The organism is Pseudomonas sp. R32, assembly GCF_009866705.1.
In the GTDB taxonomy this organism is placed as follows: Bacteria; Pseudomonadota; Gammaproteobacteria; order Pseudomonadales; family Pseudomonadaceae; genus Aquipseudomonas; species Aquipseudomonas donghuensis.
The window spans coordinates 4,170,239-4,195,867 of sequence record NZ_CP019396.1 but is presented as its reverse complement, the minus strand read 5'-3'; the positions used below and the strand labels follow the sequence as shown (position 1 = coordinate 4,195,867).

Sequence of the window (25,629 nt, the reverse complement as noted above, 5' to 3'; positions counted from 1 at the left end):
TTCTCCAGGTCCGTTTCAAGGAGAAAAAAGATGCGCACACGCTGGATGTTGGTTCCACTGTTGACCCTGGCCGCCGCTGCCAATGCCCTGGCCGGCGAGTGCCCGGCGCTGCTCGACAGCACGCTGCCGGAGCTGCGCGGCAAGGAGCAGATCAACCTCTGTGAGCGCTTTGCCGGCAAACCGCTGGTGGTGGTCAATACTGCCAGCTATTGCGGCTTCGCCCCGCAGTTCAAAGGGCTGGAGAGCATCTATCAGCAATACCACGGGCAGGGTCTGGAAATGCTCGGGGTGCCGTCCAACGACTTCAAGCAGGAAGACGCCGACGCCGAGAAGACCGCCAAGGTCTGTTACGCCAACTACGGCGTGACGTTCACCATGACCCAGGCCCAGCCGGTGCGCGGCAGTGATGCCACGCCACTGTTCAAGGCGCTGGCTGTGCAGAGCAGCGCGCCGAAGTGGAATTTCTACAAGTACGTGATCGACCGCCAGGGCAAGGTGGTGGCTAACTTCTCCAGCCGAACCAAGCCGGATGATCCGGCGTTCAAGGCGGCGATCGAGAAGGCCATCGCTTCCCAGCCCTGAGCTGCCTCAGTGGCTGGCGTGCACGGTCCAGGCCACCAGCTTGAGCACGATCGGGCGCACCACCAGTACGCAGGCGAAGGCCACCGGCATGGCCAGTTGGTAGGCCCTGAGCACGTTGCCCAGGTACTGCTCGTCGATGCCGGCGTTGGCGGCGGTAATCACAAAGCACATCAGCAGGGCCATGATCGCCGACATGTAGAAGGCGAACACGTAAGGGGTGGCGCGAACGCCGAGCTTGCGTCGGCTGCGGACGCTGGTCTGGGTCGTCATGCGGACTCCGTTGGCAGTGGATGAGGGCGCAGCCTAACAAGGCTGCCTGTGGCCGGGGTAGACGCCTCGGACTTAGGTCTTTATAAAGAAGATCTTACGAATGCCCGGAAGCCTGTCATGAACCTGCTCGGTTCGATCAAGAGTTTCATCAAGGTTGTCGAAGCCGGCAGCATTGCCGGTGGCGCTCGTAGCCTGGGCCTGAGTGCCGCCGCCGTGAGCCAGAATATCGCCCGCCTGGAAGCCCACCTGCAGGTGCGCCTGCTCGCGCGTACTACCCGTAGCATGGCCCTGACCCCCAGTGGCAGCCTGTACTACGACAAGGTCAAACACATTGAGCGCGACCTCGAGCAGGCGCAGCAGGCGGTCACCACCCCGGATTGCGAGCCCAAAGGGCGCTTGTGCATCGCTTCGTCCTCGGCGTTCGGCCGTCACGTACTGGCACCGTTGATTCCGGCGTTCAGCGCGCGCTATCCGCAGCTTTCAATTGAGTTGGTTACGAATGATCGGCGCGTCAACCACGTTCAGGAAGGTGTCGATGTCAGTCTGCGAATCCAGCCGCAACTTGAAGATGGCCTGCTGGCCCGGCACATCGCCCGGGTGCCGTTCATTTGCTGTGCGTCGCCGGGTTACCTGGCGGCAGCCGGTTGGCCGCAATCGCCAGAGCAACTCAAGGAGCATCGCTGCCTGGTGTTCCGCTACCCGGTGGACGGTCGTTTTCTGCGCTGGGGTTTTGTCCGCGAAGGGCTGCGCTTCGATGCCGAGTTCGACAAGGTGCTGATCAGCGATGACATCGATGTGCTGACCCAGATGGCCGTGCAGGATGGCGGCATTGCCCGCCTGGCCGAGTTTGTCGCCCGGCCCTTGCTCGAGCGCGGCCAGCTGGTGGCGTTGTTCGAGTATTCGCAATCGGCCATGGCCTATGCCCAGACCGAGCCGATGGACGTCTACCTGTGCGTGACCGACCGCTTTGCCATGACGGCCAAGGTGCGGCTGTTCATGGACTACTTACAGGGCCGCCTGGCCCACCTCTGGCCTTGCGAGCAAGCATGAAAAATCTATGGTCACCCCATTTTTTGCAATACTGATTAACGGATGAAATGGTTGGCTTGCTTAAATCTATCCGGCGTCAAATTGGGGCAAGCCCCGCGCCACGATGAGAGTCGCGCCTGACGATCCTTAAAAACCGCTCGGCTTCGAGAGCCGATTTTTATGCCAGGATCTTCGCCAGGCCGGTAGGCCGTTCAGTTCATCTATTGCTCAGCTATCGCAAAACCTGAAAGGTGAGTCGTGGTACAGCAACAACCGCAGGGTCAGGCGCTCAAGGCGCCTGGCCCTGTTTCGTATTGGGTGTGGTGAGCAGAAATCGCCCAAGCTATGCGGGCGAGCTTGTTGGCCAGCGCGCAGGCGACTACGTTTGAGTGCCGCCGCGTCAGAAGTGCTCGCACCCAGTCCGCCAACGGCCCTTTCTGCCGCTCCAGGTGCTGCATGTAGACTCTGGCGCATTGCACCAACAGCCGTCGCAGATTCTTGTCGCCACGCTTGCTGATACCTAGCAAATTAGCTTTGCCGCCTGTGCTGTATTGCCTGGGCACCAAGCCTAGAGATGCCGCAAAATCTCGACTGCAGCCGTATTGCTGGCCGTCGCCCATTTCCACAGCCAGCAGGCTGGCGGTGATCGGCCCGACACAGGGCATGCTCAGCAAACGACGCCCTAGATCATCGTCGGCCAGCTGGCCTGCCAGCTCTTTATCCAGCTCCTTAATTTGCTCGTCCAGATACACAAAATGGCCGTGCAGACGTTGCAGTAGCACCGTCAGCCGAACAGGCAGCTCGTGCTCCGCCAGTACAGCAGACAGACGCTTCATGACCGCCAGCCCCTGCGGCAAGCTAATGCCGAACTCAAGCAAGAACCCATGCATCTGGTTGACGGCCTTGGTGCGGTCGCGGATTAGTGACTCGCGTAGGCGATGCAACACAGAAAGGGTCTGCTGGGCTTCGGTCTTGGGCGAAACGAAACGCATCGAGGGGCGTGAAGCGGCTTCGCAGATTGCTTGCGCATCGACGAAATCGTTTTTATTGCCTTTGACAAAGGGCTTAACGAATTGAGGCGAGATCAGCCTGACCTGATGCCCTAAGGCAGCCAGCTCGCGAGCGACGAAGTGTGCACCGGCACACGCTTCCATAACCACGGTGCACGCTGGCAAATTGGCAAAAAACCGCATCATTTGCTGTCGTGAGAGTTTCTTGCGAAACAGCTCTCGGCCGGACTTATCCTGGCCGTGCAAATGGAAGGTGTGTTTGCCTAGGTCGATACCGACCAGTGCCAAATCGCTCATGGTGATGGCCTCCGGAAATAAAACACCCTGCGAAAGCGTAGCCCTCGCAGGGTGTCGGGGTGACCATCTCATTAACCGCCAGGATTGGCGGTTTTCTGCGACGTGGAATGAATCAGAAGCGGTAGGTGAGCGATGCTCCCAGGCCGTGAGCGCTGTTTTCGTACTTGGCGTTGTAGGAGCCTTTGAAGTGCGCCGGGTCGGTAGGCGAAGTGTTCTGGCGAACCTTGACGTCTTCTTCCATCAGGTAGGAGTAGGCGATGTCGACAGTCATGTCGTCGTTCGGGCTCCAACCTGCACCGAGGCTGAACACCTTGCGGTCGCCTGTAGGGATGCGTGGCGAGCGGTTGGTATTGTTGGTCGGCGACTGGTCGACGCTGAAGCCGGCGCGCAGGGTCCATTCCTTGTTCAGCTTGTAAGCTGCGCCAATGGCGTGAGCCCAGGTATCGTGCCAGTTCTGTTCTTCGCTGATCTGCCCCAGGGCAGGTGCCAGGGGGGCAGGAACACCTTCGTTGTTGACGGTGATGGCTTCCAGGCGGCTCCAGCGCGTCCAGGTGCTACCGACATAAAGTGTCCAGTTGGCATCCAGCTCGTGAGTGACGGAGAAGTCGACCGATTCCGGCGTTTTGATCTTCAACGAGGCATCAAACTTGCTGCCGTTCAGTGGGCCAAAGCCGGAGCCGCTGATTTTGGTGTCACCCTCGAGCTTGTAGTCGACCATCGAGTGGTAGGTCAGGCCTACGCGGGTGCTGTCGGTTGCCTGTACCAGCACGCCGATGTTGTAGCCGATGGCGGTGTCATCACCGGAGATCTTGACCTTGCCGTCATTTCTGCCCAGGGAGGTGCGGTTCAGCGAGGCGGATTCCAGGGTGCCGTCGATACGGTTGATAGTCGGACCGAAACCGATCGAGACCTTGTCGTTGAAGGCGTAGCTGATGGTTGGCTGCAGGGTGATGACCTGGACTTCGCTGTTGCTGCCGAAGTAGCGGCCGGCAAAGCCGCTTTCATAGTCGGTTACCAGGCCGAACGGCACGTACATGCCGATACCGAAGGCCCAATGGTCATCGATAGGTTTGACGTAATAGCCCATCGGCACACCGACGACCGGAACCATGTCGCCGTCGTTGCTGCCACCGAAGGTGCCGCTGCCGCTGATATCGGACTTGGCGATGAGAGCGGCACCACCGACGGTGACTTGCTCGCGTTTCAGGCGCGACATGCCGGCGGGGTTGCCGAAAATGGTGCTGGCATCATCGGCAGAAGAAGAGCGACCCGCGAAACCTGTGCCCATGCCGCTGACGCTTTGTTCGTTGAGGGCGAAGCCGCTGGCGAACAGTTGAGTCGAGGCGAGAGTGACGGCGAGGCTGAGAGAGGTTTTGAGCATGACTTTTTTCATTATTAGAACTCCTTGGGATCTCCGGGGCGAAAACTACCAACATTTCGCCCGCAGCGCTATAGGCTGTATCGCAGGAGATAGAGCGGTTTTGTAGGACAATCCTACCAAGATGGCGGGAATTTTCCGATTTTGGGAAGCAGTGACTCTCAGCAGGCCTGAAGAGTCACAGGGGCGACGCAGGTTTGCCAGGCGCTGGTGAAATCGCGCAGGCGACCCTGGGGTTGGAAGGTTTGTCGCCAGATGCGTGCCAGGCCCAGTAAATCGTCGGCGGCGGGTAGTTCGGGGGCCTGTTCTTCGATCAGCATCCAGGCGATGGCGGTGGCGTAGCGCAGGTTGACGGTCAGTTCCAGGTGCGGGCCGCTGAGAAAGGCATGCTGGCTGGCCAGGCCGCGGACCAGGCTGGCAAGGTCCGGGTCGCGGGCCAGGAACTGGTCCCAGAGGCTTTGGTGGCGCAGTTCGCCGATGCGGTACAGGCCGTGGCCGCGGCGGTCGTGCAGGGCCGAGCCGAGGGCCGACTGGCTGGCGGCGACACCGAGCAGCAGGGCTTCGGCGCTGGCGCAGTGACGGCCCAGATAAACCAGGGTTGGACGAATGACAAATTGGCTCAACTCGCTCGCGGCGATACCCATGATGCCCTCGAACTTGAAATTGACCGGCGGACGCTGGAGCTTGGCAGCTGGTGAGTCGGTCCGGCCCGCCGGAAGCGGCCTTTGCCGCTTGAGTTGAAGTCTAGTGTCATATTCGTGCTGTAAAGGCCTGTTTTTAAAACATTTACGGCTTTTAGTTATAAATCATATGCCGTGTGGCGATTAGTGATTCGCACTAAAGGATGGCCAAATTCCTGTGGGAGCTGGCTTGCCAGCGATGGCCGCAACACGTTAGCCAGGGCTGCCCTCATCGCTGGCAAGCCAGCTCCCACAGGGGGATTCGGCAGATTTACCAGGCATAAAAAAGCCCCGCCAGAGGGCGGGGCTTGAGCGTTTGCAGCATCGTGCGGATCAGGCCACCAGGGCCTGACGGGTGCGCTCGATGACGGCCTGCAGCGGCTCGGCTTCGGAGTATTGCTCTGGGTACAGGCGCTCGCTGTGACGGGCAATGCCGTGCTCGTTGACCAGGGTGAAGCTGAAGCCGCCTTTGCGCGACGCCAGGATCAAGCAGTTCAGAGGGGCAAATGCCTGGGAAAGGGTGCGAATGGCAGCCTGAGTATGGATAGAGTGATTCATAGTTATTAGATGTTCCTGCAATAGACACGGTTTTGATCCGTGCACATATAAAACGTTCCAGTAACGCAGGCATTTAAGCCGGTGCGAAGAACCTGACTGGAACAGGGCAGCCAGTTTTGGGCGCATTTATCATGTGGCGCTGGGGCTGACTGGTAGGTACGTCAGAGGACAGGCAACACACCAGGGTCGGGTTCAATGCCGCTGGGTGAAGATCCTGATCAATCTGCAGGTTGGCTCGGTCAGAGTAAGAAGTGATTTACCTGGGGAGCCATCGAGTGGGCCGGTCCTGGTTTCAACAGGCCTGTCCGAAGTGAGGGGCAGGGCACTGTAAGGACTGCTTTGGCCAGAATTGACTTTCAGCTTGGTACTAACGGCGGCAAGACTACAGGAGTCTGCCGGTCTTGGCAAGCTTTGTAAGTTTTCGTCTGGCGAGCCGGCCAGTATGTCGCGTTCCTGGCTCGCTGTGAAGTGCTATTTCACCACCTTTCCAGCGCTGTAAGGCAGGGAACGTGCCAATTTCGTGCAGGGAAATGCCTCGCTTCGGGGCGGTTGTGCACACATGGGGCAGCCGCTGTTACAGCTCTGCAACAACGCGGCAGGTGGCTCCCAATGACTTGGCCGTTGCCTTAAGTCAATGAAAAAAAACACTTATTTTAGCTGGTGAAAAAATCGACAGTTTGACTGGAAGCCCCATTTCATAGGGGTTTGCGGGGTGGTTTAGGGGGTTGTCCACCGAGTTATCCACAGCTTCTGTGGATTGTCCCGAGCGCTTGCTCTAGGACGGGCGTGCCAGCTTTTTAGCCGGTGTCCGACAATCCTTCGGCAGTCTTCTGCCAGGGACAAAATGCCCGCCCTGACGTCAAGAAAAAACGCTGAAATATTTTGAAAAAAAGTGCAAAAAAGCACCGGGCCATTGTCAGAGAAATGGAGTAGAGTGGCGCGCCTCTCGAGTTGCCTTCGCTGTTTTTTATGAAGTTTCGCTCCAAAACCCTCGTTGCTCCTGCTGCCCAACCGCCCCTGCCCGAGCCCAAGCGCTTCTCCTTGAAGGTTGCCTTGTGGTTGCTCGACAGCCCGCGCCTGGGTGACAACCCCAACGTCAAGCACTTCGCCGGGCGCCTGCTCAAGCAGCCGGCGCGCCAGGGTGTGGTGGTCGCCCAGAGCCGCCTGGGGCAGATGCTCTGCCGTGACTGCGGCAATGCCCGCGACCGGCGTATCGGCCATGAACTGCTGCGCCAGGCCGCGCGGGCCGGTGACCGCCGGGCGCAGCTCGAGTACGGCCGCCTGTGTGCCCAGGGGCAATTGAATGAGCCGGCCCAGGGCCGTTACTGGCTGGAACAGGCGGCGGCCCAGGGCTCGCAGGAAGCCGTGCGCCTGCTCAGGCAATTGCCTGACGCCTGAGTGCGGCGCGCAGGCCCAAGGCTGATAAGCTGAGCCGTTGATCGTTGGCCGAGGGAGATCGGGGTGGGTATGGCAGTGGATCTGACCAGTATTCTGCTGGGTATCGTGGTGGCGGCCGTGCCGTGCCTGACGCTGGTGCTGCAGGTGCAGCGGCGCCTGAGTGCGCGCCAGGCGCAAGCAGCCTTGCTCGAGGAGCGCCTGAGCAACGTGCAACTGGCCCAGGAAGGCCTGCTCGCCCAACTGGATGCCAGTCGCGACGAAATCAGCGACCTGGGCCAGGCCAACGCCGCCAAGCAGGCTACCCTGGCTGCCCAGGCCCGTGAGCTTGAGCTGTTGCAGATCGATCGCGACAACGCTCGCGACGCCGCGCACGCCTGGCAGCTCGAACGCGCTGCCCGCGAAGCCGAATTGCGTCGCCTGGATGCCCACAGCGCAGCCCTGAGCGCCGAGCTGCGTGAACAACAGGAAAGCCATCAGCAACGCCTCGACGACCTGCAGGGCTCGCGTGACGAGTTGCGCGCGCAATTCGCCGAAATGGCCACGAAGATCTTCGATGAGCGCGAGCAGCGCTTCGCCCAGACCAGCCAGCAACACCTGGGGCAGTTGCTCGACCCGCTCAAGGAGCGCATCCAGGCCTTCGAAAAACGCGTGGAAGACAGCTACCAGCAGGAAGCCCGCGAGCGCTTCTCGCTGGCCAAGGAGCTGGAGCGCCTGCAGCAGCTCAACCTGCGCCTGAGCGATGAAGCCACCAACCTGACCCAGGCGCTCAAGGGCCAGAAGACCCAGGGTAACTGGGGCGAGCTGATTCTGGAGCGGGTCCTGGAGCACGCCGGGCTTGAGAAAGGCCGCGAGTACCAGACCCAGGTCAGCCTCAAGAGCGCCGACGGCGAGCGCTTCCAGCCCGACGTGCTGATCATGCTGCCGGGCGACAAGCAAGTGGTGGTCGACTCCAAGGTCAGCCTCACCGCTTACCAGCAGTATGTTGCCGCCGATGACAGCGAGATCGCTCAGGCCGCGCTCAAGCAGCATGTGCTGTCGCTGCGCAATCACGTCAAAGGCTTGTCCGGCAAGGACTACAATCGCCTCGAAGGGCTGCACAGCCTGGATTTCGTTTTGCTCTTCGTGCCCATCGAAGCCGCGTTTTCGGCGGCCTTGCAGGCTGAACCGAATTTGTTCCAGGAAGCCTTCGACCGCCAGATCGTGATCGTCAGCCCGACCACGTTGCTGGCCACCTTGCGGGTTATCGACAGCCTGTGGAAGCAGGAACGCCAGAGCCAGAACGCCCGGGAAATCGCCGAGCGCGCCGGCTGGCTGTATGACAAGTTCGTGTTGTTCATCCAGGACCTGGACGAGCTGGGCAACCGCCTGCAGCAGGTCGACAAAGCCTACAGCGCGGCGCGCAACAAACTCTGCGAAGGCCGTGGCAACCTGATCAGCCGCAGCGAACAGCTCAAGCTGCTCGGCGCCCGGGCCAGCAAGAGCCTGCCTGCCGAGCTGCTCGAACGGGCCATGAGCGAAGGCGACCCACTGGCCGCCAGCGCCCTTACTGGGCCAGGCTCAGATGCCGATTGAGCAGGGCGCGCAGGGCCGCCGGCTTGACCGGCTTGGCCAGGTAGTCGAGGCCGGCGGCATGCACCTGGGCGACCATCTCGCTGCGCCCGTCGGCGCTGATCACCACGCCAGGTACCGGCTCGCCGAGGCGGGTGCGTAGCCAGGCCATCAGTTCGGTGCCGATCTCGCCGTCGTCCAGGTGATAGTCGACCAGCGCCAGGTGCGGGCGCAGGCCGTTTGCAAGCAGGGCATCGCATTCTGCGCGGTTGCGCGCGGTGGACACCTGGCAACCCCAGCGGCTGAGCAGGCTGTTCATGCCGATGAGAATGCTGTCTTCGTTGTCGACGCACAGCACCTGCAGGCCCGCCAGTGGCTGCCCGGCCTGTTCGGCGGGGCTGGCCAGCGCTACCGCCGGCGCCGTGGCCAGTGGCACGCTGACGCGGAACACGCTGCCCTTGCCCGGCCAGGAGCGCACCTCAAGCGGATGCCCGAGCACTTTGCACAAGCCGTCGGCGATTGCCAGGCCCAGGCCCAGGCCTTTTTCCGCGCGGGTCTGGTGGCTGTCCAGGCGTTTGAACTCCTCGAAAATCACCTGCAGCTTGTCATCGGCGATGCCGCTGCCACGGTCCCAGACCTCCAGCCACAACCGTCCTTGCTGGCGGCGCACACCCAGCAGGATCGGGCTCTTGCCGTAGCGGAAGGCGTTGGTGAGGAAGTTCTGCAAAATTCGCCGTAGCAGTTTCATGTCGCTCTGCACCCGCAGGCGGCTGCCGCGCAGGCGAAAATCCAGGCCTTGCTGCTGGGCCAGGACCTTGAATTCGGCGCCGAGGGTGTCGAACAGCTCGTTGAGGGCAAAAGGCTTGGCGTCGGGAGTGATCTTGCCGTTCTCCAGGCGCGAGATGTCCAGCAGGTCGCTGATCAGCTCTTCGGCCGAGCGCAGCGAGCTGTCCATGTGCTGGACCAGTTGCTGGGCGTCGGCCGACAAGCCATCGCCCTGATGCGACAGCGCCGCCGAGAACAACCGCGCGGCGTTCAGCGGCTGCATCAGGTCGTGGCTGACCGCAGCCAGGAAGCGAGTCTTGGACTGGTTGGCGGCTTCGGCGTGGCTCTTGGCTTCGGTCAGTGCCTGGTTGAGTTGCGACAGTTCATGGGTGCGTTCGGCCACCCGTTGTTCGAGGCTTTCGTTGGCACCCTTGAGGGCCTGTTCGGCTTCGCGGAACGGGGTGATGTCGGTAAAACTCATGACAAAGCCACCGCCGGGCATCGGGTTACCGATCAGCTCGATCACCCGGCCATTGGGGAACAGGCGTTCTGAGGTGTGCGCGCGGCCCTGGCGCATCCAGTGCAGGCGCCTTGCCACGTGCACCTGGGCCTCGCCCGGGCCGCACAGGCCGCGCTCGGCGTTGTAGCGGATGATGTCGGCAATCGGCCGGCCGACGCTGATCAGCCCGTCGGGGTAGTTGAACAACTCCAGGTAGCGGCGGTTCCAGGCCACCAGGCGCAGCGACTGGTCGACCACGCTGATGCCCTGGCTGATGTTCTCGATCGCCCCTTGCAGCAAGGCGCGGTTGAACTGCAGCACTTCCGAGGCTTCGTCGGCGATACGCACCACATCCTCAAGCTGCATGTCGCGGCCTTCGATGGCCGCCTTGACCACCGCGCGGGTCGAGGAGGTCCCCAGTACGCCGGCGAGCAGGCGCTCGGTGTGTTCGATCCAGTCGCCGTCGGCGTTCTGGTTGGGGTTGAAGCCCTTGCCCTGGCGGTAGGCAAAGCGGATGAAGCTTTGCCGGGCGCGCTCTTCGCCGACAAAGCGTGCGGCCAGGTGCAGCAGGTCGTCGATCTGCACCGCCAGCAGCGAACGGCTGCTCGGCCGTGCGCTGGTCTGCTGGCCGATGAAACGCCCGGCCTGCCAGTGCTCGGACACCCGGGTTCGCGAGAGGATCGACACCCAGGCGAACAGGGTGAAGTTACCCGCCAGCGACAGCACCACGCCCTGGGTCAGCGGGGTGATCGGCAGGTTCAACGGGTTGCCGTGCAGCCAGGCCAGGCCCGGGAACAGCGTCAGCGACCAGCCCAGGCTGTGGGCGGCAATCGGCAGCACCAGGGTGTAGAACCACAGGAACACCCCGGCGGCCAGGCCGGCGAACACGCCGCGGCGGTTGGCCTGCTTCCAGTACAGGGCGCCGAGCATGGCCGGGGTCAATTGGGTCACGGCGGCAAAGGCCACCTGGCCGATGGTCGCAAGGCTTGCGGTGGAGCCGAGCAGGCGGTAGCTGACGTAGGCCAGCAGGAGGATGACGACGATGGTCACCCGGCGCACCGAGAGCATCCAGTGGCGGAAGGCTTCGAACGGCCGCTCGGCGTTGTTGCGGCGCAGCAGCCAGGGCAGCAGCATGTCGTTGGAGACCATGGTCGACAGCGCCACGGCTTCGACGATGACCATGCCGGTGGCCGCCGAAGCGCCGCCGATAAAGGCCAGCAGCGCCAGCGCCGGATGGGCTTCGGCCAGCGGCAGGCTGATGACGAAGGAGTCCGGTAGCACCGAACCTGGCAGCAGCATCTGCCCGGCCAGGGCGATCGGTACCACGAACAGTGCGGCGAGGATCAGGTACATCGGGAACACCCAGCGTGCCAGGCGCAAGTCCTGGGGCTCGATGTTCTCTACCACGGTGACGTGGAACTGGCGCGGCAGGCAGATGATCGCCATCATCGCCACGCCGGTCTGCACGATCATCGACGGCCAGTTGATGGTCTCGTTCCAGAAGCCTTCCAGGCGCGGCGCCAGTTGCGCCTTGCTGAACAGGTCGTCGAAGCCGTCGAACAGGCCGAAGGTGACAAAGGCGCCGACGGCGAGGAAGGCCAGCAGCTTGACCAGGGATTCAAAGGCAATCGCCAGGACCATGCCGCGGTGGTGTTCGGTGACATCCAGGCTGCGCGTACCGAAGACGATGGAGAACAGCGCCAGCACCAGCGACACCACCAGCGCGGTGTCCTGCACGCGGCTGCCGGTGGCATCGGCGCCAGCCCCGATCAACAGGTTGACGCCGAGCACGATGCCCTTGAGCTGCAGGGCGATGTAGGGCAGCACGCCGATCAGGCAGATCAGCGCCACCACCACCGCCAAACTCTGGGATTTGCCGTAGCGCGCGGCGATGAAGTCGGCGATCGAGGTGATGTTTTCCTGTTTGCTGATCAGCACCATCTTCTGCAGCACCCAGGGGGCGAACAGCAGTAGCAATACAGGGCCCAGATAGATCGGCAGGAATGCCCAGAGTTGTTCGGCGGCCTGGCCGACGGCGCCGAAGAAGGTCCAGCTGGTGCAGTACACCGCCAGTGACAGGCTGTACACCCAGGCACGCAGGCGCGGCGGCAGCGGCGTGCTGCGGCGGTCGCCGTAGAAGGCGATGGCGAACATGATGGCCATATAGGCCAGGGCGACCACGGCGATCAGCCCACTGGACAGCGACATGACAACTCCGAAGCAAAAGGGTGATTCAGCCCGACAGCGAACCTCGATCAATCAGTCTGGCACGCCGCAGAGGCTTCGTCAGCGCCGACGATGGTCGCAGTGGCAGAGCGTCGCAGGCCTTAGCCGGGCAAGGCCAGGTCAAGCAGGCAGTAGAGCTGTTCCAGGGTTGGCGGGGCTTCGGCGAACAAGGTGCGGTAGACGGTCGGCGCGACGAGCAAATCGAGCAGGCGCTCGATGTCCGGCAAGGCCTCGCCGCGCGCCTGTGCACGATCGAGAATGACCTGCAGCTGCCCGCGCAGGATATGGGTGCAGTAACCCGGGCAGGCGCTGCTGAGTACGTCGCGCATCAGGTTGCGGCCTGGCTCGGAGGTGATTTCGTCGAGGTATTGCTCGGTCCAGGCGCGCAGGTCGGCGCGCAGCTCGCCGGTGTCGAGCGGTGCAACGTCGGGCAGCACACGCTCGACGGCGACATCGGCCAGCAAGGCTGCCAGTTCGCCCCAGCGCCGGTAGATGGTCGACGGGGTGACGCCGGCGCGGGCGGCAATCTGGGGCACAGTCAGGCTCGCCCGGTCCTGCTCCTGGAGCAACGTGCGTACGGCCGCATGGACTGATTGCTGCACACGGGCACTGCGGCCGCCCGTGCGGATACCTTCTTTGATCGCCATGGGCCAAACCTTAACACAAAGGGTTTGCGTTAAGGCTGGAGGGCGCGCACACTGCACTAAAGCTAATCGTTAGCTTTTATTGGGAGTGCTGATGGTTTTTGAATCCATACCCCCGGGCGCCCGGGGTTTTCGCCTGGTGTACCTGGCCGTTGCTTTGCTGGGCTTTCTCGCCGCCTCCAGTGCGCCGACGCCGTTGTACCATCTGTATCAACAGGCCTGGCAGTTCTCGGCGGCGACGTTGACGCTGATCTTTGCCGTCTATGCCCTGAGCCTGCTGGCGGCGCTGCTGACGGTCGGCTCGTTGTCGGATTACCTTGGCCGCCGGCCTTTGATCCTTGCGGCCTTGCTCCTGGAAATCGGCGCCATGGGCCTGTTCATCGTCGCCGACAGCGTCGCCTGGTTGCTCGCTGCGCGGGTGTTGCAGGGCTTTGCCACCGGCATGGCCACCAGCGTGCTGGGGGCGGCCTTGCTCGATACCGATCGCCACCAGGGGCCGCTGGTCAACAGCCTGGCGCCGTTACTGGGTATGGCCTGCGGTGCGCTGGGGACCAGCCTGTTGGTCGAATATGCTGCATGGCCATTGCGCTTGGCCTACTGGCTGCTGCTGGGCTTGTTTGCCGTGCTGACCCTGTTGCTGCTGCGCCTGCCGGAAAGCGTCAGCCGCCAGCGCGGAGCCTGGGCGTCCCTGCAGCCGGCCTTGAGCGTGCCGGTGCAAGCCCGTCGCGCCCTGTGGCGGATGTTGCCAGTGGATATCGCGGTGTGGGCGTTGGGTGGATTCTTTCTGTCGCTGGCACCGTCGCTGGTGCGCGAAACCACGGGGTCCACCTCCAACCTTACCGGTGGGGCGCTGGTCGCCGCGCTGACGTTGAGCGGCGCGGCGGCAATCTTCAGCCTGCGCCAGCAACCGGCACTACGCGTTCTGCGTCTGGGCACGGTGCTGCTGGCCAGTGGTGTGGCGCTGATTTTGCTGGCGCTGCACAGTGCTGCGCTGGGTTTGTTCTTCATCGCCACGCTGGTGGCCGGCAGCGGCTTCGGCGCCGGTTTTCTCGGTGCCTTGCGCAGCACCCTGCCACTGGCCGAAGCTCACGAGCGGGCCGGGTTGATGTCGACCTTCTATGTGCTCAGTTACCTGGCGTTTTGCCTGCCGGCCTTGTTGGCCGGCTTCATGGTTCGCCACTTTGGCCTGATCGCGACTAGCCAGGTGTATGCCCTGGGCTTGTTGGCCCTGTGTCTGCTGGCCGCGTTCGGCCTGTTCGGTCAGCGTTCGGCCGCCACCTGTTCGGCTTGAGGTGCGGCAGGGCGGGCCCCCAGGTAATAGAACAGCGCTGCCAGCAGCACCGAAAAAATCAACAGGTAAAAGGTCGCCACCGGCACCAGGTGCGCCAGGGCAAAGCCGCAGATCACCGGGCCCAGCGCCGCGCCGAGGTTGGACAGGTTCTGCGCGCCGTAGTACACGCCACGCAGATGCTCCGGGGCAATGCTGTCGATGAACATGTACTCGGCGGGGATGACAATGATCTCGCCGAGGGTGAACACCAGCATCGCCAGGCACCAGACCAGCAGCGACTGGGCCAGCGAGAAACCCAGCAGGCCGACCAGGAACAGCGCCATGCCGGCGATCAGCCAGGGCATCAGCTGGCGGCTGCTGATGCGCCGGCCAATCACATACTGCAAGGCAATCACCGTCACCGCGTTGGTGGCCACCAGGTAGCTGATGTAGCGCGCCGCCTCGCTGGCGCTGCTGGTTACCACCAGGTACTGCGACAGGTAGGCGGTGAACTGGCCGAACACCACCGCGCTGAGGGCTCCACCGAGGGTGAAGCAGATCAGCCGGCGGTCTTTCACCAGCTGCACGCCGACACTGAGAAACCCGGCCTGTTCGTTGCCTTCGACCCGCGCCCGCGCCGCGCGCTCGCCCCAGCGCCGGTAGCTCAGGCACATGGCCAGGCCGAGCAGCGCCGAGAGCAAAAACGGCAAGTGATCATCCAGCAGCACCAGCGCCACGCCGACGAAGGGGCCGACCGCGTAGGCGACGTTGCTGAGGGTGTACTTGATCGAGAACACCTCGCTGCGCTCCTCCAGCGGCAGCAGCGCGCAGAAGCCGGCCTTGGCGGCAATGTCCACCACTGCCAGGGCCAGGTTGATCAGCACCAGGCAGAGGAAGAACAGGCTGAGTTCGCGGCTGACCACCGCGCCAATGAAGGCCAGGGTAAAGGTCAGGGTCGCGGCGATGATCACCGTGTAGCTGCGCAGGGTATCGATCAGGTAGCCGCCGTACAGGCTCAGCAATGAGGCGACGATCAGTGCGCCGCCGATCATCAGGCCGATGCCGCTGATGTCCAGGGCGAAGTTCTGTGCAAGGTAGACCACCAGGTAGGGCAGGGTGATCGCCCGGGCCAGGGTCAGGATGAAGGTGGTCGCCAGTAGCAGGCGAACCTGCGCCGAGTAGCTTTTGATAGCGGTGAGCATTGTTAACCACGTCCTTGTTGTTATCGGTGCTGAGCATACGCGTTGGGCGAGGTAATCTGTATATCTGTAAAACCGATAACAGATAGAGAAAATACCCGTTATATAGATATATTTTTCAGGCATAAGATGAGCTCAACCTCACCGGAGGACAGGAGAATCCATCATGCCTTGCAGCCAAACCCGCACCTCGCCGTTACGCCCGCTGAGCCAGCTGGCGCACCCGCGCGAAGTGATTCGTCAGTTCACCCCCAACTGGTTCGCCGCGACCATGGGCACCGGCGTGCTCGCCCTGGCCCTGGCGCAGGTTGATGTACCAGGCCTGCGCGGCCTGGCCGAATCCCTGTGGTTGCTGACCATCGGCCTGTTCGTGCTGTTTACCTTGCTGTACACCGCGCGCTGGGTGCTGTTCTTTGACGAAGCGCGGCGGATCTTCGCCCATTCCACTGTATCGATGTTCTTTGGCACCATCCCCATGGGGCTGGCGACCATTCTCAACGGTTGCCTGGTGTTCGGCATCAATCGCTGGGGCGAAGGCATCCTGCCCTGGGTCGAGGCGCTGTGGTGGTTCGACGTCGGCCTGGCGCTGCTGTGCGGCGTGGCCATTCCCTACCTGATGTTCACCCGCCAGGAACACAGCATCGACCAGATGACCGCGGTATGGTTGCTGCCGGTGGTGGCGGCTGAAGTTGCCGCCGCCAGTGGCGGCCTGTTGGCGCCGCACCTGGTGGATGCGCACACGCAGTTTCAGGTGCTGATCACCAGCTATGTGCTGTGGGCGGTGTCGTTGCCGGTGGCGTTCAGCATCCTCACCATCCTCATGCTGCGCATGGCCCTGCACAAGCTGCCGCAGGCCAACATGGCGGCGTCGAGCTGGCTGGCCCTGGGGCCGATCGGTACCGGTGCCCTGGGCATGCTTCTGCTCGGCGCCGATGCCCCGGCGATCTTCGCCGCCAATGGCCTCGGCAGCCTCGGTGAAATCGCCCGTGGCCTGGGCCTGATTGCCGGGATCGTGCTGTGGGGCGCGGGCCTGTGGTGGTTGCTTACCGCAGTGCTGATCACCCTGCGCTACATCCGCCACGGCATGCCGTTCAACCTCGGCTGGTGGGGCTTTACCTTCCCGCTGGGGGTGTACACCCTGGCCACCCTGAAACTGGCGGCCTGGCTGGGCCTGGGTTTCTTCCATGAGCTGGGCATGCTGCTGGTGGTGGCCCTGGCCACACTGTGGCTGCTGGTCACCGCCCTGACCCTGCGCGGTGCCTGGCATGGCGAGCTGTTCGTGTCGCCGTGCATTGCCGGCCTGAACAAGTAGATTGCATTTACCTGGGTGTTTGTGGCTTTGTGCGGCCTGCGCGTATCCAATAACAAAGCCTCACTCAGGTACACGGACGATGAGTCAATCTTCACAATTCAGCCTGCTTGGCAAACGGCGCTTTTTGCCGTTCTTCGTCACCCAGTCGCTGGGTGCGTTCAACGACAACCTGTTCAAGCAGTCGGTCATCCTGCTGTTTCTCTACAAGATCGCCAGCCCCCACGGCCAGGACACTGCCATCTGGGTCAACGCCTGCGCGTTGATGTTCATCCTGCCGTTCTTCCTGTTCTCGGCGCTGGCCGGGCAGTTCGGTGAGAAGTACGCCAAGGACGCGCTGATCCGCGTGATCAAGCTGGCCGAGATCGCGATCATGGCGGTCGGTGCCATTGGCATCATGACCCAGATACCCTTGCTGATGCTCCTGGCGTTGTTCGGCATGGGCACCCACTCGGCCATGTTCGGCCCGGTGAAGTACTCGATCATGCCCCAGGCCCTGCGCGAGGAAGAGCTGGTCGGCGGCAACGGCCTGGTGGAAATGGGCACCTTCCTGGCGATCCTCGCCGGTACTATTTGTGCCGGGGTACTGATGTCCAGCGCCGATTACGGCGTCTGGGCGTCATCGGCGGTGGTGCTGGTGGCGCTGCTGGGCTACCTGGCCAGTCGTGGCATTCCGCGCGCCGCAGCTTCTACGCCGGAGCTGAAAATCAACTGGAACATCGCCAACCAGACCCTGGCCACCCTGCGCATGGGCCTCAAGCAGACGCCTGCGGTGTCGCGCTCGATCGTCGGCAACTCGTGGTTCTGGTTCATTGGCGCGGTGTACCTGACGCAAATCCCCGGTTACGCCCAGCAATGGCTGCACGGCGACGAGACCGTGGTGACCCTGATCCTTACCCTGTTCTCGGTGGGCATCGCCGTCGGTTCGCTGTTGTGCGAGCGCATGAGCGGGCACAAGGTGGAAATCGGCCTGGTGCCGTTCGGCTCCTTCGGCCTGAGCCTGTTCGGCCTGCTCTGGTGGTGGCACTCCGGCGAGATCCTGCCGGCGGCCGCGCCGTACGACTGGCTGGCGGTACTGGGCATCGCCCAGGCTTGGTGGGTGCTGGGGTCGATTCTCGGTCTGGGTGTGTTCGGCGGCTTCTATATCGTGCCGCTGTATGCACTGATCCAGTCGCGCACCCCGCAAGACCAGCGTTCGCGGGTGATTGCCGCCAACAACATCCTTAACGCACTGTTCATGGTGGTCTCGGCGATCTTCAGCGTGGTGCTGCTGAGCTTCTTGGAGCTGAGCATTCCGCAGCTGTTCCTGGTGGTGTCGCTGCTCAACATCGCGGTGAATTTCTATATCTTCCGCATCGTCCCCGAGTTCACCATGCGTTTCATGATCTGGCTGCTCAGCCATTCCATGTACCGCGTCGAGCACCGTGACCTGCAGCAGATTCCTGATCAGGGCGCAGCACTGTTGGTCTGCAACCACGTGTCGTTCGTCGATGCGTTGCTGATCGGTGGCGCGGTGCGCCGGCCGATTCGCTTTGTCATGTACTACAAGATCTACCGCTTGCCGGTGCTCAACTTCATCTTCCGTACCGCCGGGGCGATTCCGATTGCCGGGCGCAGTGAAGATATCGAGACCTACGAGCGGGCGTTCAAGCAGATTGCCGCTTACCTGGCTGACGGTGAACTGGTGTGCATCTTCCCCGAGGGCAAGCTGACCAGCGACGGTGAAATCGACGAGTTCAAGGGCGGCCTCAGCCGGATCATCGAGCAGACACCGGTGCCGGTGATTCCGATGGCGTTGCAGGGCCTGTGGGGGAGTTTCTTCAGCCGCGATCCGGCCAAGGGCTTCTTTCGCCGCTTGTGGTCGCGGGTGACCCTGGTGGCCGGTTCTGCCGTCCCGGTGGAAGCGGCAGAGCCGGCAATGCTGCGTGAGCGGGTCAGCGCACTGCGCGGCGACTCACGCTGAAGCGGCGGGGCAGGGTCAGCTGGTGCTGACCTTGAGCCCGACCAGGCCGCAGATGATCAGCGCCACGCTGACCAGCCGTACCAGGGCCATGGATTCACCGAACAGGATGATCCCGGCGATCACCGTGCCGACTGCGCCGACGCCGGTCCAGATTGCGTAGGCAGTGCCCAGCGGCAGCTCTTTCATGGCCAGGCCCAGCAGGCCGAGGCTGATGACCATCGCGGCAACGGTCAGTACGGTGGGCAGGGGGCGGGAAAAGCCGTCGGTGTACTTCAGACCGACGGCCCAGCCGACTTCGAACAGGCCGGCGAAAAACAGGATGATCCAGGACATGCAGAGTCTCCATCAAGCGATGGGGCCGTCCCCGGAATGGTCACGCGGTGCGTCGTGAGGCCGTCCTCACAGGGGGCATAAGCTATCAGCTGCAAGCGACAAGCTGCAAGCAAAGGCAGCGCGCGTGGCTGTTGCTCTTTCTTGCAGCTTGAAGCTTGCAGCTTGAAGCTTGAAGTCAGATCCCCTGCGGGATTTCTTCTCCTCCCAACGCCTCGAACAGCGCCGGCAGGAACTCGCCAAAGGTCAGCATCATCAGGGTGAAGCTGGCATCGAGCTGGCCCAGGGCCTCGTCGCCGCCGTCTTCTTCAGCCTGGTCCTGCAGCAGCTCTTCAAAGCGCAGGCGCTTGATGACCATCTTGTCGTCGAGCACGAACGACAGTTTGTCCTGCCAGGCCAGCGACAGTTGCGTCACGACCTTACCGGTGCCCAGGTGCAACTGGATCTCGTCGCTGGTCAGGTCCTGGCGCTTGCAACGGACGATGCCGCCGTCTTCGTGGGTGTCGCGCAGCTCGCACTCATCCAGTACATAGAAGTCAGGCGCGGCCTGCTGGGTCTTGACCCAGTCGGTCATGGTCGCGCTCGGGGCGATCTTCACGGTCACCGGGCGCACCGGCAGCGAGCCGATGACTTCACGCAGGGTCGACAGCAGGTCTTCGGCACGCTTGGCGCTGGCCGAATTGACCAGGATCAGGCCTTGCTTGGGGGCGATGGCGGCGAAGATCATCGAGCGACGAATAAAGGCGCGCGGCAGGAAGGCCTGGATGATCTCGTCCTTGATCTGGTCGCGCTCCTTCTTATAGACCTTGCGCATCTGCTCGGCTTCGATCTCGTCGATCTTCTCCTTGACCGCATCGCGCACCACGCTGCCCGGCAGAATGCGTTCTTCTTTACGTGCGGCGATCAGCAGGAAGTCACCGCTGACATGCACCAGCGGTGCGTCTTCACCTTTGCCGAACGGGGCGATGAAGCCATAAGTGGTCAACTCCTGGCTGGCGCATGGGCGAGCCGGCTTGCTGGCCAGAGCGGTTTCCAGTGCCTCGGGGTCGAACGGGATGTCCTGGGTCAGGCGGTAGGTCAGCAGGTTTTTGAACCACATGGGGTGAATCTCTCCTCAACACATAAGGAGGGCATTATTCTCCGAGCGGGCGCTTCAGGCCAAGTCCGCTAAGTCTTTGGAACGCCTGAAAATTTTTTTTAAAAAAGTACTTGCCAGAGTGTGCGGTGCTCCGTAGAATGCGCGCCACACCGAGACGAAGGGTGATTAGCTCAGCCGGGAGAGCATCTGCCTTACAAGCAGAGGGTCGGCGGTTCGATCCCGTCATCACCCACCACTTCTCAGTGTATCGCGCAGCGGTAGTTCAGTCGGTTAGAATACCGGCCTGTCACGCCGGGGGTCGCGGGTTCGAGTCCCGTCCGCTGCGCCATATTTAGCTTCCAGGGCCCACTGAACACCCGGAAGCCACAAAGAAAGCGACCTTAGGGTCGCTTTTTTTGTTTCTGGAATTCGTCCAGAATCCACCAGTACGCTGGGACGCTACTGTTTTCTCCGTGCCAGCCCCACTTCTGAGCAAGAGATCGAACATGCAGGATGCAAGCACTTCCCCGGCGCCAATGCTGGGTATCGACCTGGGTACCACCAACAGCCTGGTGGCGGTCTGGCAAGATGGCCGGGCACAACTGATTCCCAATGCCCTCGGCGACGTGCTCACTCCTTCGGTGGTCAGCCTCGACGAAGACGGCAGCATCCTGGTCGGCAAGGCTGCGCGCTCGCGCCTGACCACCCACCCGCAACGTACCGCAGCCGCCTTCAAACGCTTCATGGGCAGCGAAAAAAAGATCACGCTCGGTGACCAGACCTTCAGCCCCGAAGAACTGTCGGCGCTGGTGCTCGGCTCGCTCAAGGCCGATGCCGAAGCTTTTCTCGGCTGCCCGATCAGCGAAGCGGTGATTTCCGTGCCGGCTTACTTCAGCGACGAGCAGCGCAAGCGCACCAGCTTTGCCGCCGAGCTTGCCGGGCTGAAAGTCCAGCGCCTGATCAACGAACCGACGGCTGCGGCCATGGCTTACGGCCTGCACGAGCAGAAGTTCGAGCGCACGCTGATCTTCGATCTTGGCGGCGGCACGTTTGACGTCACGGTGCTGGAGTACGCGCTACCGCTGATCGAGGTGCATGCCTCGACCGGCGACAACTTCCTCGGTGGCGAAGACTTTACCGCCGCCTTGCTGCAGGCCTGCCTGCAGGACTGGCAACTCAAGCCCGCGATGCTTGCGCCCCAGGCCCTGGCCAGCCTTGCCGATGCCATCGAGCAGCTCAAGTGCAAACTGGGCGAGGGCGAGCAGCACTTGAGCTGGAACGGTGACGGCGTCAGCCGCCAGTGGTCGCTGGATGAAGCCCGTGCGCAGAAGATCTGGGCGCCTTTGCTGGCGCGGATTCGTGCGCCGATCGAGCAGGCCCTGCGCGATGCGCGCCTGCGCGCCAGTGACCTCGACAGCCTGGTGCTGGTCGGCGGTGCCACGCGCATGCCAGTGATCCAGCAGATGGTCTCGACCCTGTTCGGCCGCCTGCCTTACCGCCACCTCGACCCGGACACCATCGTTGCCCTCGGCGCCGCCACCCAGGCGGCGTGCAAGGCGCGCGATTCGGCGATCGAAGAGCTGATCCTCACCGATGTCTGCCCCTACACCCTGGGTATCGCCGCGGTGGATGGTGAATACCAGAGCGAGATCTTTGCGCCGATCATCGACCGCAATACTGTGATTCCGACTTCACGGATCAAGCCGTTCTATAGCACCCACATTGAACAGAAAATGATCAGCATCCGGGTCTATCAGGGCGAGCGACCGAGTGTCGAAGACAACATCTTTGTCGATTCCTTCAAGGTCCCGCTGACGCCAAACGGCAAGCTCCAGCGCCTGGACGTGCGCTTTAGCTACGACATCAACGGCCTGCTGGAAGTCGATGTCACCTTGCCGGGTACTGGCGAGCAGTTCAGCCACGTGATCGATCGCAGCCCTACCGGGCTGGATGAAGAAGCGCGCCAAGCCAGCCATGCGCGCCTTGCCGGGCTGAAGATCCACCCGCGCGACGCATTGCCCAACCGGACCTTGCTGGCCCGCCTGGAGCGCGCCTGGTCGCAGACCCTGGGCGATGACCGCGACTTGATCGGTGACTGGCTCAAGGAGTTCAGCGCGATCCTGGCCGGCCAGCATTCGACAGAGATCGCCAACGCTCGCCAGCGCCTCATCGAGGCGCTGGACGAACTGCGTTACTGACCGTTGAGCCGCCGCAGGGCGGCTTGCAGGCCACTGTCCAGGCTGTCCTGTGGCTGATGGACGGGCGGTACGCCGTAGCGGTTGGGCAGCGGTTCGCCTGGCAGTATCAGCAGCACCAACGGCAAGAAGTGCAGGAACGGGAGCAGCATCGCGAAGATGATCATCGTCGGGATGCCCCGGCCAATATCGTGCAGACGGCGCAGGGTGGCACTGCCGAGCAGGCCGAAGAACAACAGGCCGAAGAAGGCCTGCCCGAGCGAGGTGCTGGCCGTCAGGGTGAGGATCGGCCCGAGCAAGACGCTGCCGACCACCTGTACGCCATAGCCCTTGCGACCCAGGCGGCTGCCCAGTTTCCATAGGTGCGAGGCCGGTACCGGCTGGCTGCCGGTGTTGGCCAGCAGCAGGCGCTCAGACCACGACAGCAATGCCGTCAGTGCTGCGCGAATGCCGGCGTCCATGCCCGGGTAATCCTTGCCGCGCTGCAGCTCCTTGAGCACCTTGGCCCGCGGTACCCCGGCGCTGCCGTAGCGTGCCAGGTTCTTGAGGGCGTCGAGCATGCTGTAGAACAGCGTGCTGTTGATCAGCTCGTCTTCTTCCAGCACCTTGCGTGGCGGGCGCACCGGTTCGCCCTTGATCAGGCCGCTGCGAAACGGTTCGAACCAGGCATCCGGGCAGGTCAGGGTGGAGATGCGCCGCAGCAGGCTGCCATGCTGCTCGGCGCTCAGGCTCGGGTCGTGATAGAGGATGCCGCACAGCACCATCATGCCCAGCACGTCATCGTCAAACGCGTGCGGGTCGTGCTCCAGGCAGGCATACAGTTGCAGGTTGCTGGGCAGCTTGGCGCTGTCCAGGGCTTGTTGCACGGTGAGCAGGCGCTGGCTGATAAAGTGCTGCAGCGGATCGTTGTCGTCCAGCCAGCCCAGCAGGCCATTGACGTTGCCTTGCTGGCTCTGCAGGCGTAGCAGCAACTGCTGCAACCCGGCGAACGGATGGCCAGGTGCATACGGCAGGCTTGCCAGCAGTTGCGTCGGCACCATCGCCAGCCAACGCTCGGGTTCATCGATCAGGGCGAGCATGAACAGGTTCTGCCGGTGCCAGGTCCACAGGCCGTCATCGGCAGGCGGGCGCGGCAGCTCGATACCGGCCTCGGCCAGTTCCGAAAGCAGCTGCACGCCATAGGGCTCGGGCATCAGGTTGCCCGGCTTGATCAGCTCGGTGAGCTTGGGCAGGGTTGCGGCCGGGTAGCTGCGTACCCGCCGCAGCCAGTCGCGGGCCACCGGCGAGCCGCTGTCTTCGCGCAGCACCTCGGGCAGTTGCGGGTGCGCCGAAGGGCTGTTGATGAAGGCGGTCAGGGCCAGGGCCAGCGGCGACTGGTTGAGCCAGCGCAACTGTTGCTCGGCCTGGTACTTGAAGCCTTCGAGGATCAGGATCTCCAGCGGATCATCGCCCAGTGGTTCGTCCAGGATTTGCCGCAGCAGGCCGCTGTCACCGCGGGTCAGTGCCCAGGCGTGGCGGTACAGGCGCTGCAACTGGCGGTCCGGCTGATCGTCGAGCAGCCAGGCCAGCAGCGGCAGTTCATCTTTGCCGTCCAGGCGCCATTTGACGAAAATCCCGGCGATACCTTCGTGCTCGTTACGCGCGGCTTCGAACAAGCGCGTCACGGTTTCCGGGCGCTGCGACGGGCTGCCCCAGGTCTGCCCTGGATCGTTCAGGTCTTGCGGCCATTCGTATACCGGATCCAGGCGATCCATGGCCAGGATCAGCAGCGGCAGGCGCTGCGGCTGTTGCTTGGCGTACAGGTTCAGCAACCAGCGGGCGGCTTCCGGGTACTGGTGTTCGCGCCACAGGCGGGTCCAGCACTGGCGGGCCAGCTCTACCTGGCCGGTGTCGCTGGCCTGGCAGGCGAGCATATACAGCAGGTCGATATCGTCCGGCGCCTGGCGTTGTTGCTCGGCGATCAAGGCAAAGAAGCAGGTGTTGCCGATGCCGGCCTGGCACAGCTGTGCCAGCAGGCGCTGGATATAGGCCTGGTCATCCGGGAACGGCATGCAGGTGTGCAGGGTGGCGAAGCTCTCGAATTCGAACAGCGGCCGGTTATGGTAGAAGTAATCCAGGTTCCTGGCGAACCACAGGGCTTCGACCTGCGCTTCGGCCGACCAGTGTTTCATCACGCGGGTGTCGAACGGGTCTGGCTCGCTGATACTTTCGAGGAATTCGTCGGCCTGGCGCGGATCCTCCAGACGCAGCACTTCGTTTTCCCAGCCCAGGTGAGTGGCCATCAGCTGCACGCAGGCGTGCGACAACGGGCCGGCCTCCATCAGGTTGTACAAAAGGTGCCAGCTGATCTGTTCCTGGTCACCCAGGCTCAAGCTGCTGAAACCATCGATGAAGGCCTGCCAGGCCGGCGGATCGAAGCGTCGGGTCGGGTCGGCGAGCAGCTTGGCGAAGTCCGCCATGGTCTGTTCGATCAGTGTATTGCGCGCAGGCACCGGATCGTTGTGCTCAAGGTCCTCATCCTGCTCGTCGCGGGCCAGGCGCAGGGCGTGCTCATAGGCCTCGCGCAGGGCCTGGAAACCTTGCGGGTCGGTTTCCGGGTGGTGCTGCGGCAACAACGCGCGGTAAGCGCCGCGGATGACATCGGGATCGTTGGTCGGCTCGATGCCCAGGCGAATCCAGCAGCTCATGACCAGCAATCCTTTGGCAGGGTGTCGGGGCATTCAGGCAGGTTTAGCGGCAGGTCCCAAGGAATGTTGGCGAAAAAGTCCAGGGCGTTTTGGCTCAGGTTCATCATGATGCAACGGTTCCAGTGTTCGCTGCCCTGGCGTTCCAGGTTCTGGGCCAGTTCCTCGTCGCTGCTGCTGGAGCAGTTCCACAGCGCCCTGCCAAACAGGTAACCGGCCAGGTAGCGGTCCCAGTCGTTGTAGTAGTGGCGTGCACGCAGGGCCAGGCGGCCGTGCAGCCAGAGGCTTTCATCGAGGCTGACGTAGCCCTTGCGCAGGCCGGCACGCAGCAGGTAGCTCATGCGCCCGATGTCCCAGGCGCGTACGCCGCCTTGGCCGCAGTCGGCGAGAGTGCGCAGGGCGAATTGGTACTGGATGCGTTGGCGTGGGCTCAACAGCTCAAGCACCTGCTGCCATTCGCTGGGCAGGCAGCGCGCGGCTTGCCAGTAGGCGTCCTTGACCTGCTGGGCGTGGCCAGTGTCGGCCATGGTGAGGATTTTAAGCAGCTCCTGGCGATTGCTGATGCCCCACCACTTTTTCAGGTCGGCCTCGTCTTCCACGTCGGTTTCGAAGTAGGTCGCCGCGGTGTAGCTGGCGCCGTTGAGGGCGACCATGGGCGCGGAAAGGGCGTACAGCCAGTGCTGCTCGATTTCTTCCATGAAAAAGCTCCGGGGCCGG

20 protein-coding genes and 2 tRNA genes are annotated in these 25,629 nt (G+C 62.8%); 10 read left to right on the top strand and 12 right to left on the bottom strand.

Translation table 11 applies throughout. The annotated features are described in order from the left end of the window. Window positions 1-30 precede the first annotated feature (30 nt). Window positions 31-582: a glutathione peroxidase gene (locus PspR32_RS19390; protein WP_159389037.1), complete on the top strand. Its 552-nt coding sequence runs from the start codon at window positions 31-33 to the stop codon at window positions 580-582. A 6-nt stretch (window positions 583-588) separates the two neighbouring features. On the opposite strand, the gene PspR32_RS19385 is transcribed toward PspR32_RS19390, so the two are convergent. Then, on the bottom strand, window positions 589-852 hold the full coding sequence (locus PspR32_RS19385) for a DUF2798 domain-containing protein (RefSeq protein WP_010220336.1): 264 nt from the start codon (window positions 850-852) through the stop codon (window positions 589-591). Window positions 853-969: 117 nt separating this feature from the next. On the opposite strand from PspR32_RS19385, the gene PspR32_RS19380 reads away from it, so the two are divergent. After that, window positions 970-1,902: a LysR family transcriptional regulator gene (locus PspR32_RS19380; protein ID WP_159389036.1), complete on the top strand. Its 933-nt coding sequence runs from the start codon at window positions 970-972 to the stop codon at window positions 1,900-1,902. A 260-nt stretch (window positions 1,903-2,162) separates the two neighbouring features. Here the strand turns inward: PspR32_RS19380 and PspR32_RS19375 are convergent, their stop codons facing one another. From PspR32_RS19375 to PspR32_RS19360, 4 genes are all read right to left on the bottom strand, one after another. After that, on the bottom strand, window positions 2,163-3,188 hold the full coding sequence (locus tag PspR32_RS19375; protein WP_159388107.1) for an IS110 family transposase: 1,026 nt from the start codon (window positions 3,186-3,188) through the stop codon (window positions 2,163-2,165). 112 nt (window positions 3,189-3,300) lie between these two features. Then, window positions 3,301-4,581, bottom strand: a complete 1,281-nt coding sequence (locus PspR32_RS19370) for an OmpP1/FadL family transporter (protein ID WP_159389035.1) — start codon at window positions 4,579-4,581, stop codon at window positions 3,301-3,303. A 146-nt stretch (window positions 4,582-4,727) separates the two neighbouring features. Then, window positions 4,728-5,210: a hypothetical protein gene (locus PspR32_RS19365; protein WP_010224273.1), complete on the bottom strand. Its 483-nt coding sequence runs from the start codon at window positions 5,208-5,210 to the stop codon at window positions 4,728-4,730. A gap of 369 nt (window positions 5,211-5,579) precedes the next feature. Next, the gene (locus PspR32_RS19360; RefSeq protein WP_010224272.1) at window positions 5,580-5,804 is read right to left on the bottom strand and encodes a hypothetical protein; all 225 of its coding nucleotides are present in this window, start codon (window positions 5,802-5,804) and stop codon (window positions 5,580-5,582) included. Between the two features lie 969 nt (window positions 5,805-6,773). On the opposite strand from PspR32_RS19360, the gene PspR32_RS19355 reads away from it, so the two are divergent. Both PspR32_RS19355 and rmuC read left to right on the top strand, forming a co-directional pair. Next, a complete protein-coding gene (locus PspR32_RS19355; protein WP_026001396.1) occupies window positions 6,774-7,202 on the top strand; it encodes a tetratricopeptide repeat protein in 429 nt (142 codons plus the stop codon). 183 nt (window positions 7,203-7,385) lie between these two features. After that, a complete protein-coding gene (gene rmuC / locus PspR32_RS19350) occupies window positions 7,386-8,774 on the top strand; it encodes a DNA recombination protein RmuC (protein WP_162835466.1) in 1,389 nt (462 codons plus the stop codon). Here the strand turns inward: rmuC and PspR32_RS19345 are convergent. Together PspR32_RS19345 and PspR32_RS19340 are read right to left on the bottom strand one after the other, a co-directional pair. After that, the gene (locus PspR32_RS19345) at window positions 8,746-12,222 is read right to left on the bottom strand and encodes a PAS domain-containing hybrid sensor histidine kinase/response regulator (protein ID WP_036996579.1); all 3,477 of its coding nucleotides are present in this window, start codon (window positions 12,220-12,222) and stop codon (window positions 8,746-8,748) included. The genes rmuC and PspR32_RS19345 overlap by 29 nt on opposite strands. 119 nt (window positions 12,223-12,341) lie before the next feature. Next, complete coding sequence (locus tag PspR32_RS19340; protein ID WP_036996578.1) at window positions 12,342-12,887, bottom strand: TetR/AcrR family transcriptional regulator; 546 nt, start codon at window positions 12,885-12,887, stop codon at window positions 12,342-12,344. 91 nt (window positions 12,888-12,978) lie between these two features. On the opposite strand from PspR32_RS19340, the gene PspR32_RS19335 reads away from it, so the two are divergent. Then, a complete protein-coding gene (locus tag PspR32_RS19335) occupies window positions 12,979-14,175 on the top strand; it encodes an MFS transporter (protein WP_051636807.1) in 1,197 nt (398 codons plus the stop codon). Here the strand turns inward: PspR32_RS19335 and PspR32_RS19330 are convergent. Further along, window positions 14,145-15,356, bottom strand: a complete 1,212-nt coding sequence (locus tag PspR32_RS19330) for an MFS transporter (RefSeq protein ID WP_036996577.1) — start codon at window positions 15,354-15,356, stop codon at window positions 14,145-14,147. The genes PspR32_RS19335 and PspR32_RS19330 overlap by 31 nt on opposite strands. Before the next feature lie 163 nt (window positions 15,357-15,519). Between PspR32_RS19330 and PspR32_RS19325 the strand changes: the two genes are divergently transcribed. Then, the gene (locus PspR32_RS19325; protein WP_010224257.1) at window positions 15,520-16,665 is read left to right on the top strand and encodes a TDT family transporter; all 1,146 of its coding nucleotides are present in this window, start codon (window positions 15,520-15,522) and stop codon (window positions 16,663-16,665) included. 79 nt (window positions 16,666-16,744) lie between these two features. After that, window positions 16,745-18,625, top strand: a complete 1,881-nt coding sequence (locus tag PspR32_RS19320) for an MFS transporter (RefSeq protein WP_010224256.1) — start codon at window positions 16,745-16,747, stop codon at window positions 18,623-18,625. A gap of 15 nt (window positions 18,626-18,640) precedes the next feature. On the opposite strand, the gene sugE is transcribed toward PspR32_RS19320, so the two are convergent. Both sugE and rdgC read right to left on the bottom strand, forming a co-directional pair. Further along, window positions 18,641-18,958 carry a quaternary ammonium compound efflux SMR transporter SugE gene (gene sugE / locus PspR32_RS19315; protein ID WP_010224254.1) on the bottom strand — a complete coding sequence of 106 codons (318 nt, stop codon included), beginning with the start codon at window positions 18,956-18,958 and terminating at the stop codon, window positions 18,641-18,643. Between the two features lie 175 nt (window positions 18,959-19,133). Beyond that, the gene (gene rdgC, locus PspR32_RS19310; protein ID WP_010224252.1) at window positions 19,134-20,054 is read right to left on the bottom strand and encodes a recombination-associated protein RdgC; all 921 of its coding nucleotides are present in this window, start codon (window positions 20,052-20,054) and stop codon (window positions 19,134-19,136) included. A 159-nt stretch (window positions 20,055-20,213) separates the two neighbouring features. Here rdgC and PspR32_RS19305 point away from each other — a divergent pair. The 3 genes from PspR32_RS19305 to PspR32_RS19295 all read left to right on the top strand — a co-directional run bounded on the left by PspR32_RS19305 (window position 20,214) and on the right by PspR32_RS19295 (window position 22,231). Next, a tRNA-Val gene (locus PspR32_RS19305) sits at window positions 20,214-20,289 on the top strand. A gap of 16 nt (window positions 20,290-20,305) precedes the next feature. Next, window positions 20,306-20,382, top strand: a tRNA-Asp gene (locus tag PspR32_RS19300). A gap of 157 nt (window positions 20,383-20,539) precedes the next feature. After that, window positions 20,540-22,231: a molecular chaperone HscC gene (locus tag PspR32_RS19295; RefSeq protein WP_159389034.1), complete on the top strand. Its 1,692-nt coding sequence runs from the start codon at window positions 20,540-20,542 to the stop codon at window positions 22,229-22,231. On the opposite strand, the gene PspR32_RS19290 is transcribed toward PspR32_RS19295, so the two are convergent. Both PspR32_RS19290 and PspR32_RS19285 read right to left on the bottom strand, forming a co-directional pair. Then, the gene (locus tag PspR32_RS19290; RefSeq protein ID WP_036996574.1) at window positions 22,225-24,915 is read right to left on the bottom strand and encodes a DUF805 domain-containing protein; all 2,691 of its coding nucleotides are present in this window, start codon (window positions 24,913-24,915) and stop codon (window positions 22,225-22,227) included. The two genes, PspR32_RS19295 and PspR32_RS19290, sit on opposite strands and share 7 nt — an antisense overlap. After that, window positions 24,912-25,610: a DUF1266 domain-containing protein gene (locus PspR32_RS19285; RefSeq protein WP_010224245.1), complete on the bottom strand. Its 699-nt coding sequence runs from the start codon at window positions 25,608-25,610 to the stop codon at window positions 24,912-24,914. Before PspR32_RS19285 ends, PspR32_RS19290 begins: the two co-directional genes overlap by 4 nt. Window positions 25,611-25,629: the final 19 nt, after the last annotated feature.

Excerpts from the sequence above, each read along its gene's own strand:
- PspR32_RS19390 (WP_159389037.1), top strand. The coding sequence starts at position 31 with ATGCGCACACGCTGGATGTTGGTTCCACTGTTGACCCTGGCCGCCGCT.
- PspR32_RS19385 (WP_010220336.1), bottom strand. The coding sequence starts at position 852 with ATGACGACCCAGACCAGCGTCCGCAGCCGACGCAAGCTCGGCGTTCGC.
- PspR32_RS19380 (WP_159389036.1), top strand. The coding sequence starts at position 970 with ATGAACCTGCTCGGTTCGATCAAGAGTTTCATCAAGGTTGTCGAAGCC.
- PspR32_RS19375 (WP_159388107.1), bottom strand. The coding sequence starts at position 3,188 with ATGAGCGATTTGGCACTGGTCGGTATCGACCTAGGCAAACACACCTTC.
- PspR32_RS19370 (WP_159389035.1), bottom strand. The coding sequence starts at position 4,581 with ATGAAAAAAGTCATGCTCAAAACCTCTCTCAGCCTCGCCGTCACTCTC.
- PspR32_RS19365 (WP_010224273.1), bottom strand. The coding sequence starts at position 5,210 with ATGGGTATCGCCGCGAGCGAGTTGAGCCAATTTGTCATTCGTCCAACC.
- PspR32_RS19360 (WP_010224272.1), bottom strand. The coding sequence starts at position 5,804 with ATGAATCACTCTATCCATACTCAGGCTGCCATTCGCACCCTTTCCCAG.
- PspR32_RS19355 (WP_026001396.1), top strand. The coding sequence starts at position 6,774 with ATGAAGTTTCGCTCCAAAACCCTCGTTGCTCCTGCTGCCCAACCGCCC.
- PspR32_RS19345 (WP_036996579.1), bottom strand. The coding sequence starts at position 12,222 with ATGTCGCTGTCCAGTGGGCTGATCGCCGTGGTCGCCCTGGCCTATATG.
- PspR32_RS19340 (WP_036996578.1), bottom strand. The coding sequence starts at position 12,887 with ATGGCGATCAAAGAAGGTATCCGCACGGGCGGCCGCAGTGCCCGTGTG.
- PspR32_RS19335 (WP_051636807.1), top strand. The coding sequence starts at position 12,979 with ATGGTTTTTGAATCCATACCCCCGGGCGCCCGGGGTTTTCGCCTGGTG.
- PspR32_RS19330 (WP_036996577.1), bottom strand. The coding sequence starts at position 15,356 with ATGCTCACCGCTATCAAAAGCTACTCGGCGCAGGTTCGCCTGCTACTG.
- PspR32_RS19325 (WP_010224257.1), top strand. The coding sequence starts at position 15,520 with ATGCCTTGCAGCCAAACCCGCACCTCGCCGTTACGCCCGCTGAGCCAG.
- PspR32_RS19320 (WP_010224256.1), top strand. The coding sequence starts at position 16,745 with ATGAGTCAATCTTCACAATTCAGCCTGCTTGGCAAACGGCGCTTTTTG.
- sugE (WP_010224254.1), bottom strand. The coding sequence starts at position 18,958 with ATGTCCTGGATCATCCTGTTTTTCGCCGGCCTGTTCGAAGTCGGCTGG.
- rdgC (WP_010224252.1), bottom strand. The coding sequence starts at position 20,054 with ATGTGGTTCAAAAACCTGCTGACCTACCGCCTGACCCAGGACATCCCG.
- PspR32_RS19295 (WP_159389034.1), top strand. The coding sequence starts at position 20,540 with ATGCAGGATGCAAGCACTTCCCCGGCGCCAATGCTGGGTATCGACCTG.
- PspR32_RS19290 (WP_036996574.1), bottom strand. The coding sequence starts at position 24,915 with ATGAGCTGCTGGATTCGCCTGGGCATCGAGCCGACCAACGATCCCGAT.
- PspR32_RS19285 (WP_010224245.1), bottom strand. The coding sequence starts at position 25,610 with ATGGAAGAAATCGAGCAGCACTGGCTGTACGCCCTTTCCGCGCCCATG.